This is a genomic window from Stenotrophomonas sp. STEN022 (assembly GCF_056760155.1).
Map to the genome: position 1 here is coordinate 1 of NZ_JBRREG010000137.1, position 9,329 is coordinate 9,329.

13 protein-coding genes are annotated in these 9,329 nt (G+C 62.8%); 1 reads left to right on the forward strand and 12 read right to left on the reverse strand.

Features of this window, described 5'->3' with window-relative positions; all coding sequences use genetic code 11:
- Positions 1-205: 205 nt before the first annotated feature.
- From ACVOMF_RS19465 to ACVOMF_RS19520, 12 genes are all read right to left on the reverse strand, one after another.
- Positions 206-502 (reverse strand): hypothetical protein, encoded by a 297-nt coding sequence (locus ACVOMF_RS19465; RefSeq protein WP_481510730.1) that lies wholly within the window; start codon positions 500-502, stop codon positions 206-208.
- A 22-nt stretch (positions 503-524) separates the two neighbouring features.
- The gene (locus tag ACVOMF_RS19470; protein WP_481510731.1) at positions 525-1,022 is read right to left on the reverse strand and encodes a hypothetical protein; all 498 of its coding nucleotides are present in this window, start codon (positions 1,020-1,022) and stop codon (positions 525-527) included.
- Between the two features lie 52 nt (positions 1,023-1,074).
- Positions 1,075-1,530, reverse strand: coding sequence for an iron chaperone (locus ACVOMF_RS19475; protein ID WP_481510732.1), 456 nt, complete (start codon positions 1,528-1,530; stop codon positions 1,075-1,077).
- A gap of 130 nt (positions 1,531-1,660) precedes the next feature.
- Entirely contained in the window at positions 1,661-2,242 is a 582-nt protein-coding gene (locus ACVOMF_RS19480) for a TMEM175 family protein (RefSeq protein WP_481510733.1), read from the reverse strand.
- A 131-nt stretch (positions 2,243-2,373) separates the two neighbouring features.
- Positions 2,374-2,712, reverse strand: coding sequence for a tRNA-binding protein (locus tag ACVOMF_RS19485; RefSeq protein WP_481510734.1), 339 nt, complete (start codon positions 2,710-2,712; stop codon positions 2,374-2,376).
- 90 nt (positions 2,713-2,802) lie between these two features.
- Complete coding sequence (locus ACVOMF_RS19490; protein ID WP_481510735.1) at positions 2,803-3,267, reverse strand: GNAT family N-acetyltransferase; 465 nt, start codon at positions 3,265-3,267, stop codon at positions 2,803-2,805.
- A 43-nt stretch (positions 3,268-3,310) separates the two neighbouring features.
- Positions 3,311-3,727 (reverse strand): GNAT family N-acetyltransferase, encoded by a 417-nt coding sequence (locus ACVOMF_RS19495; RefSeq protein WP_481510736.1) that lies wholly within the window; start codon positions 3,725-3,727, stop codon positions 3,311-3,313.
- A 39-nt stretch (positions 3,728-3,766) separates the two neighbouring features.
- Positions 3,767-4,165, reverse strand: coding sequence for a nuclear transport factor 2 family protein (locus tag ACVOMF_RS19500; RefSeq protein WP_481510737.1), 399 nt, complete (start codon positions 4,163-4,165; stop codon positions 3,767-3,769).
- A 147-nt stretch (positions 4,166-4,312) separates the two neighbouring features.
- Positions 4,313-4,744 carry a PH domain-containing protein gene (locus ACVOMF_RS19505; protein WP_481510738.1) on the reverse strand — a complete coding sequence of 144 codons (432 nt, stop codon included), beginning with the start codon at positions 4,742-4,744 and terminating at the stop codon, positions 4,313-4,315.
- 116 nt (positions 4,745-4,860) lie between these two features.
- On the reverse strand, positions 4,861-5,115 hold the full coding sequence (locus ACVOMF_RS19510) for a hypothetical protein (RefSeq protein ID WP_481510739.1): 255 nt from the start codon (positions 5,113-5,115) through the stop codon (positions 4,861-4,863).
- A 332-nt stretch (positions 5,116-5,447) separates the two neighbouring features.
- The gene (locus ACVOMF_RS19515; RefSeq protein ID WP_481510740.1) at positions 5,448-6,251 is read right to left on the reverse strand and encodes a hypothetical protein; all 804 of its coding nucleotides are present in this window, start codon (positions 6,249-6,251) and stop codon (positions 5,448-5,450) included.
- 144 nt (positions 6,252-6,395) lie between these two features.
- The gene (locus ACVOMF_RS19520) at positions 6,396-8,198 is read right to left on the reverse strand and encodes a DUF885 domain-containing protein (protein ID WP_481510741.1); all 1,803 of its coding nucleotides are present in this window, start codon (positions 8,196-8,198) and stop codon (positions 6,396-6,398) included.
- 280 nt (positions 8,199-8,478) lie between these two features.
- Between ACVOMF_RS19520 and ACVOMF_RS19525 the strand changes: the two genes are divergently transcribed.
- On the forward strand, positions 8,479-9,270 hold the full coding sequence (locus tag ACVOMF_RS19525; protein WP_481510742.1) for a DUF4349 domain-containing protein: 792 nt from the start codon (positions 8,479-8,481) through the stop codon (positions 9,268-9,270).
- Positions 9,271-9,329 lie beyond the last annotated feature (59 nt).

Here is a 9,329-nt window from a genome sequence, read left to right on the forward strand (position 1 = left end):
GCAGAGGCCTTGCCGGGAAAGCCCCTTGCCGAGCATGGCTCGGCACTGCGCTCCCTCCCTTTCGCGCAGCGAAGGGGAGGGCTGGGGAGGGGTAAGCTGTTCGCGGGGTATTGGAGTGGGCTTCGCGGCCTACGCCGCTCCTGCATAGGCATTTGCGGCATTGCTGGGCAAGCCCCTGCCGAGCATGGCTCGGCACTACCTGCGCTCAACCGGCGCTGATGCGCGCAAGCAGCAGGCCTGCCACTACTACGGCGATTGCCACCACCACCATTAAGGCGAACAGCCAGCCACGACGACCTTGCCGTTGCCGTTTCGCCATGGCGGCGTTGAACATGGCAACACGCTGTTGCTCGCTGGCCGCAATGACGGCCTTGGCCTTGGCTGAACCTTCATCGGCGCTCAGTTGCCCGGCCTTGATGTCATCGGCAATGACTTCCAACTGCTGCATCACTTCGAACTGCAGCTTCTGCAGTTCCAGCGCGGTGTCGTCGTGGTTGGACAAGTGGGAACCCTCGCGGTTGGGGTCAGGCAGAAGGAGACTGCAAGGCTTGCCGGATCACCCGTGACACGATCGCCGGGTCATCATTGGACAGATGGTGCCCCAGCCGCAACAAGCCGATGCCGAAGCAAGGCATCAGCAGGCCCGGCAGTACCGCGGGCAGGAGCATCAGGTCAAACCTGCCCACCTGCAGTGCGGCCACCGTGGTCCACAGTACGCAGAAACCAAGCCAGAAAAGCATGAAGACGAAAACCAACGGCGGCAACGCATACGCGCCGCGCAGCTCGCAGCCCTGCGCGGTTGCTTGCAGGCTGCCGCGGAAGTGTGGCTTGAACGAATTCCGCATCACTGTCCGGTGGTAAAGATGTACGCGCTTGTCGCTTATCGAGCCTGCGACGCTGCCGGTGGCGGTCAGGTTGCCTCGTGCGGTGGCAGCCCGCAGTGCCTGCATGGCCTGCTCGGGTGAAAGCGGGCTGGTGTATGCGGCTTGCGTGCGTGGGAACAGCCAGGTCCAGAAAGACATGCGGTCTATCGCTGCGGGGGCAGAACACGATAGCGGTAGAACCGCGCCTTGCCTATTGCAGGCTGCTGTCGCGCTTGCGCATGGCTTTCTTGACCAAGGCGGTGATCTTCTTCTCGACCTCAGGGGTGAGTTCCGCAAGGGCGAAAGAGGTCGCCCACATCGGCCCGTCATCCAGCATCGCCGTGTCGTTGAAGCCCAGCGTGGAATAGCGTGCGCCGAACTTGCTCGCGCCCTGGAAGAACAGCACGACCTTGCCGTCGCGCGCATAGGCCGGCATGCCGTACCAGGTCTTTGGGCTCAGCGAGGGGGCGGTCGCGGTGACGATGGCATGCAGGCGCCGCGCCATTTGTTGCTCGGCTGCGGGCATCTCGGCGACCTTGGCAAGAAGTTCGGCCTCGCCGTCGGCCTTCAGCTTGCCGGCCTTGGCCTCGGCCTTGAGCTCGCGCGCACGTTCCTTCATCGCGGCCTGTTCTTCGGCGGTGAATCCGGTGGTTTTGGACGCGGCCATTGCAGCTCCTGCTAAGTGTGGAAGGGCAGGACTTTTTACCGCAAGCCGTGCGCACGAATGTAAAGCGGCGGTGCAGACGGGCTGCCCCCAGCATGCAGGGGCACCTGCGCGGAACCGGTTGCTGCTGGGCCTAGCCTGCCTGGCTGAGCTCGCGTTCGATGCGTTTGTCCGGGATCAGCCATAGCAAGGCTGCAGCTGCGTAGATCAGTTGGGCCAGATGGGCATTGGCAAAGCTCAGGGCGACGCCGCTGATGTAGAGCATTGGCGACAATTTACCTTTCCAGTCCTTGCCCAGTGCATGCCGCAGGCGCGAGTTCTCGCCGTCGGCAGCGACGATGCGCCGCTGCAGGATCCAATAGGCGATGGCAGCCGCCAACAGGATGCAGCCATAAAGCGCGGTCGGCAGTGAATGTTTGTTGAAGTCATCCATCCAATGGGTGGCGAATGGCAGCAGCGACAGCCAGAACAGCAGGTGCAGGTTGGCCCACAGCACACTGCCGGTAACCTTCTGGCAGGCCTGCAGCAGGTGGTGGTGGTTGTTCCAGTAGATGCCGACGTAGACGAAGCTCAGCAGGTAGCTGAGCAAGGTGGTCAGCAACGGTCGCAGTGCGTCCAGCGTGGCGCCCTCGGGTGGTCGCATCTCCAACACCATGATGGTGATGATGATGGCCAGTACGCCGTCACTGAAGGCTTCAAGCCGGCCTTTGCCCATTGCTGTCTCCTGCATGCATCGCCGAGGAATTCGATGCAGGACGCTAGCACGAAGCGCTGTTGAGGCTGTGTGTCGGGCTTGCAGGTTGGCGGCCGTCCAGTCTGCAGGGCAGGCTGGACCGTTTGCAGGACCTATAGCAGGCGAGTACCCAGCGGTACCTCATGTTCGGGCATGCATAGGCTGACCCGACCCTCAGCGTCGTGAAATCCGGTCACCAGGCATTCGGACATCAGTGGGCCGATTTGTTTCGGAGGAAAGTTGAGCACTGCCACCACCAGCCGCCCGACCAGCTGTTCGGTGCTGTATAGCGCGGTGATCTGTGCGCTGGATTTGCGGGTGCCGATCTCCGGGCCGAAATCGACCTGCAGGATGTAGGCGGGTTTGCGGGCGGCAGTGAAAGGCTCGGCGGCGATGACGCGGCCTACGCGAAGTTCAACCTTGCTGAAGTCGTTCCAATCGATGGTCTGCATGGCGGTTGCTCGGGAGCTTGATGTCATTGGAGTGGTCAGGGCTGGCGCGATACAGGCTGATCTCCAGAGCCCGTAGCGCGATCGCCAAGGTCACTCGCCTGTGGCGACGCGGTCCAGTCGTAGTTCCATCGGCTGGTAGATGATTCCCATCGATTCGCTTACCTCGCCGCTGCAATGGAATCCGCAGCCGAGGTAGGCGGGCACCGAAGGCAGGGAGGCGCTCACGGTCAGCATGTCCGAGCGGGCGTGTTTGATGGCTTCGGCAAGCAGGCGGCGGCCGATGCCGCGGCGCTGCAGTTCAGGGCTGATGAACAGCATCGCGATATGTCGCCCCTGCTTCAGCTCGATGAGGCCGGCGGGTTGCCCGGAAACTTCCGCCAACCACATCAGTTTGTCCTCGCTGATGCGGGATGCAAACGCTTCCGCAGCGGCAAGCTTGCGGAACGTCGCGACGCCTTCGCCAGTGAGCGTGGAGGCAACCGAATCCATGAACGCCGCCATGCAAAGCCTGCTCGCGGCATCCACATCGTTCGGGTTGAGCGGCCGTATGTTCATTCCTTTTCCGTTGAGGTGCGGGTGGTGATGCGGGTATTGGAAATCACGCTTTCTTGAGTGCCATGCCGACGCTGGCAGGTGCGGTCAGGGTGAAGCCGTACTGTTGGTAAAGACGATAGGCTTCGCCATCCGCCAGCAGGCTGACGTAGGCCGAAGCCGGCACCTCACGTTCGATGTAGGCCTGGATTTCCGCCATCACCTTCTTGCCGAGGCCGCGGCCCTGATGCGCAGGCAGCACCGCGATGTCGACCACCTGATAGAAGGTGCCGCCATCGCCGATCACCCGACCCATCGCCACGGTTTCGCCGGCATGGGTGATCTGCACGGCGAACAGTGAATTGGGCAGACCGCGACTGGCGGCTTCCAGCGTCTTCGCGCTGAGCCCACTGGCTTGGCGCAGATGCCGGTAGGTGTCCACGGAAGGGATGTCGTGGTTGATGGTGTAGTTGGGTTCGCTCATCGTTGCATCCGTGGTTTCTGGGTGGCAGTACGGCCCGCTTCAGGCGGGCAACGCGATGGGCACGTAGACCTCGTGCCAGAGGATGACCTTGCCGGCATCGTTGAACCGCATCAGCAGCATGGCGCGGAACAGCTCGCGGCGCCCGTCAGCGTAGCTGATCCGTGCGCGCATCGAGAATGCGACCGAAGCGCCTTCCACGAGCGCATGGTCGATCTCGTAGTCGATACCTTCCATGCCCGCTTTCATGCCGTTGAGAAATTCGAGGTAGTTGGCAGGATTGGCCTCGTAGCGACGACCATTGGGCTCGACCATGAACTGTCCGGCGAAACACTCGCCGATCAGTGCTTCGGTCAGCACGGAATCGCGATTGAGATGCCGGCGGTTCCAGTCGAGTACGGCATGGGCCAGTAGTAGGTAGTCTGCGCGTTGGCTTGTCATGCTGACCTCAGCTCGAAGGGGGTGCCTGGCATCGCATCAGCGTGGAGCGACGCAGGACAGGGGGCAGTTTCAAACAGGCGGCAACGACTCAGTCGATACAGTCCGGCCTGATGTTGCCGCTGGTTGAAACGGCCTGCCCCCGTTCGGTTACGGCAACGGCGGCGGGTTGCCGGGTACTGCGTTACCGGTGGCGATGGCTGGCGATGCCGTGCTGCCCAGCACGGCCTGGGCGATCAGCTTGTCCAGACGACGGACATCCAGGCCCTTGTTGAGATTGACCTTGATATGGCCGGCCTTGGTCCAGAGTTCGATCTCGGAGTTGAAGTTGAACAGGCCGTGGCCGTTCTCAGAAGACCACATGTAGATCGAAGAATACGGCAGCGAATAGATCTCTACCTTCTTGCCGGTGATGCCCTGCGCGTCGCGCACGATAAGCCGCTTGTTGGTAAACACCGCCGAATCACGGAACGTCTTGTAGGCCGCCACGGCGGTCTCGCCGGACACCAGGATGTCGTTCACGTCCTGCGGAATCGGACATTCCGATACCAGCGTCCAGGCCAGGATTGCATTTGTTTCCATGTTGAAGCTGTCCCCCGTGATTGTGAGTTTTCGTGCAGCGGAGGCGGAATTGTAGGCGGCGCTCAGGTCAAGGCAATAGGCCGGAATACATGCCTGTCAGGTGCACGAGAAGCATGTCAGCTGCCGCTGCGCAGGCGGGTGGCGTTGAGTTGCGGGAAGCGCTCGATGATGCTGATAGCCTCGCTCCAGCAGGACTGCTGACTCAACGGGAGGAACACCGCGGGCAGGTCCTTGAAGTGAAATTCTACCCTGCGTTCGGGGGCGGGCTGATGGGTGATGAGGGTAGGCATGCGGCCGTTCCGAAGATGCCAGACGAGCTCCTCGATGACATCGTTCCAGGCATCGTGCTCCAGCTCATCTATCCATTCCATCAGTGCCCGACGCCCATGCGGGGCCGGGCAATGGAGCGCCATCGGCCTGGATGAAGGTAGGGGCGAGTTCTGGCGGTGCACCGGTTTCCAGCCGAAGTCGCCCGGTTCGTACTGCGCAACGCATACCGATCATGCCACAGCTTGCGGTGATTGGCGGGCGGCTGCCTGTGCTGCCGAGGCGTGGTTCGAGCTCCGGAGTTCAAATGCGTGTGCGCGCCTCATCCAATGCGGCGAAACTCCTCGTGCCCATGCGACGGCGCGTACTGCACGACGTTGTTTCATCGCACCGTGGCGCTCTACGCTGCTCACCGCGCCGCTCCAGCAGGAGACAGTCAGTAGGCGCAGAGGCCCGTGCAGTCGGGATCGCTCATGGCCTTGATGATGGTCTCGATGTCAGCGCGGTTGTCCGTCGGCGCGTCGGCAAGAATGAGCTTGGCGGCATCGGCAATCTGCTGGCGGGCCGGCAATTGCAGCGCTGAAGCAAACACCGACGAACACTCCGCCATTGCCCGCACGACCTGCGTGCGATAGCTGGGCTGCAGTGTCTGGTTGCCGATGCTCATCAGGTTGCCGCTATAGCTGTTTACCAGGCCGCCGCGCAGCTGGTTCAGCCCCGCCAAGCGCACGGGGGTAAGTTCCTCCGGCGGCAGTGCCGCCGTGAATGCGGTCAGTGGCTGGATCTGCGTGGCCAGGCAACGCAACAGGAACGGATGCAGGCGTTCGAGTTCCTGCTGGAATACCACGACGTTTGTTTCCATCAGCGCGGCCATCTGCCGTGCCTTGTCCTCCGGACTTGCCTGGGGCGGGAGATGTTCCTTCAGCCCGGTCAGTGCATAGGCCATCGACAAGCGATTGGCCTGGCCACAGATATCCATCAGCTGGCCGATGTTGGCGGCGTCGTAGGTCTGTGATTCCAGGAAACGGTGACTGTCGGACAGGACATCAAGCAGTGCACGTGTTTCTGGTTCGGTGATGCGGGGCATCTCTCCCTTGGCGGCGCTCTCTGCGATGCGCTGCTGCAGCTTGGCGCTGGCGTCCATATAGACCGCGTGGGGTTGTGCGGGTGCCTGCGCATGGGTTTGTGGTGAAGCAAGGCTGAGGCAGGCGACGGCCAAACAGGTGAGCAGCGACTTCATGTCAGTAAGATCCGGAAGTTGGAGCAGCAGGTATCGGCGTCGTTGCCGAACGGTTGTGAATGATAGTTCGGTGCTGTCGATGGCGCGAAAGCAGAAGCCTGGCGGATGCCGGGCTTCTGCCGATCGAACGGGTTGGCCGATCGCTTACTCGATTGGCTGTTCCAGCATCAGTTGGCGCGCGAAACGCACCGGCGGTGCGCCGTAGGACAGCATCTGGTCGTGGTAGGCCTTCAGGTTGAAGTTGGCACCCTGCTTTTCCTGCACTGCTTTGCGGGTGTCGAAGTGCTCCTGTGCGCCGACGAAGTAGGTCGGCAGCTGGGCGGAGGTGAGCTGTGCGCGCACCCACTTGCCCGAGGCTTCGCTTTCCTGCTGGAAGGCGTCGTGGGTCATCAGCTGCATGGCCTGCTCGCGGCTCCAGTTGTCCACGTGCACACCCTGGTCGAGGATGGCATTGGCAATGGTGCGCAGGTAGAACTTCAGCTGCACCAGGTGGAACAGCGGGTCGTTATCCAGGTAGCCCTGCTCCTGCATCATGCGCTCGGTGTAGACCGCCCAGCCTTCGGCAAACAGGCCGGAACGCAGCACTGCACGCAGCGTCGACGGGAACTTGCCCGAGTGCCAGCCCTCCAGGTAGTGGCCCGGGGTGCCTTCGTGGATGGACAGCAGGTGGATCATGCGGCTGTTGTATTCGCGCAGGAAGGAATCCACCTGCTTGTCGTTCCAGTCATCCGGAATCGGCGAGACCGCGTAGAAGGTCTTCAGGTTCTTGTCCAACGGGCCCGGCGAATCGCAATAGGCCACGGCCACGCCACGCTGGAATTCCGGCATCAGGATGATGTCGACCGGCGCATCGGGCAGGGTCATCAGGTCATGCTTGCGCACGAACTCGGTGGACTGGTCCAGCGCGGCCTTGGCATCGTCCACAACCTTGTCGCGGGCAGGCTTGTCGGCATAGGCCAGTTCCAGTGCGGCTTCGATCGCCTTCTGCTGCTGGTCGTCGGTCGGGTTGGCCGGCATTTCCGGTGCGCCCGGCTTGTCCTTCAACACCACCTGGGCGATGCCGTACATGTCCTTGCGCACGCGGCTCAGCTCGGCGCGGGCACGCTCGCCGATCTCGGCACGCGACAGCGAGGAGTTCAGTGAGAACTTCAGCTTCTGGTCGTACTTCTCCGCGCCGATGCGGAACTCGCCCTTGGCATTCGGCACCAGGGTCTTGTCCAGCCAGGTCTGCTGTTCTTCGACTGCCGTGGTCAGTGTGGCGATGGCGGCCTTCAGGCGTTCCTGGTCGGCGGCTTCGAGCTGGCCGATGTTGGGCACGATGAAGGTTTCAACCAGGCTGAGGATGCCGCGGTTCTGCTTGGCGACGGTTTCAGCATGGATCTTCGGCACGCGCGCCGGGTCCAGGTTGGCGCGGGCGGCGGCGAAGATCTGCGGGATCAGTTCGATGCGTGCGGTGGCCGACTTCAGGCGCTCCGGCAGCGGCGCGAACTCGCGCGCCATCAGGCCGTAGATGGCGCTGCCGGCCAGGCCGTTGTAGACCTGCGGGTCCCACTTCCACGACTGCATGGTTTCGTTGGACCAGATGTCCGACTGCAGCTGGTTGCGCAGGATTGCGGCATCCACCTGGTTCTCGCGGCCGAGCTTGCTGACGTCGAGCTTGTCCAGCTCGGCGAGCAGGGCCTTGCTGGCCTCCAGGCTCTTCTGCTGGCCGGCGGCGCTGAGGTCATCGAGTTGGCTGTCGTAGCGGTGATCACCGATCTGGGTCGCGCTGACCGGGGACAGCTGCATCCAGGTGTCCAAAGCCTTCTTCGACAGCTCGGCGAACTGGGCGTCGGCCTGGGCCTGGCCGGCCTGCTCGGTGGTGGTGGACGGCGCGGTCGGGGCGTCGCCGCTCTGGCAGCCGGCGAGGCTGGCGAGCAGGGCGGCGGCGAGCAGGTGCTTGCGCATCGGTGATCCTGTTACTGAGGGAATCCCCGAGCATAGGTGGACTGGGTCGATGCTGCACCTGCCGTTGGTTGGTGTCGGCTTGCCGAAATGGGTGGTTCAGCGCAGGCGGCCACTCTGTAGCCCGGGTAAGTGCAGCGCGCCGGGAACCCGGTCGGTGCGGCGAACCAAGCCCTCCGAGCGCTGCGCTTCCCCGCGCTGCGTCGCTCTGCACAAATTTTTAGCCTTCGTATTCAGCTATGTCGCTATGCTGCCGCCACGAAACTACCTGGAACATGGACGCATGAAGCAACTGCACGGAAGGACCTTGGTATTGGCGCTGGGCGCGCTGCTGGCGCTGGCTGGCTGTGCCAAGCATGAGATGTCGGCCGATAGCGCGGCCAGTGCCGCCGATGCGGTGCAATCGCCGGAAGGCGCATTCCTGGCCTACGAGCACACGGTGCAGCTGCAGTTGCCTGGCAAGGATATTGCGCCGAGGGTGAAGGCTGTATCCGACGCCTGCCAGAGTGCGAAGTTCGGCGATTGTGCGGTGCTCAACGTGTCCCAGCAGGGCGGCGATACGCCCCGCGGCTCGATCAAGGTCCGGGTTGCGCCCAAGGGCGTGGAGCCGCTGATCGCGTTGGCCAGCGACAAGGGCGAGGTGACCACCCGCAACACCGAGGCCGAGGACCTGGCCCAGCAGGTTGCTGATACCCGATTGATGCAGGCTCGCCTGAAGGCCGAGCATGAACGCCTGCTCGAGTATCAGCAGCGCAAGGATCTGGCGGTGGCGGATCTGTTGACCATCTCCCAACGTCTGTCCGAGATCGAAGCCGGGTTGCAGCAGGCCAACCGAGATTCGGCGCAGCAGCACCGCCGCATCGATACGCAGCTGGTGACGATCAACATCGAGTCGACCAACAGCCAGCGCAACCGCAGTGAGATTGGCCGGGCGTTCGGCGACTTCGGCGAGATCTTCACCACCAGCGTGGCCTATGTGATCCGCATCGCCGCAGGCCTGCTGCCGTTGATTCTGATCGGCGGCTTCCTCGCATGGTTGCTGCGCCTGTGGTGGCGCCGCCGCAAGAAGCAGTAGTCCTTGGTTTTGTGGGAGCGGCGTCAGCCGAGAAGCCAGTGATCTGAACGGTCGTCTAG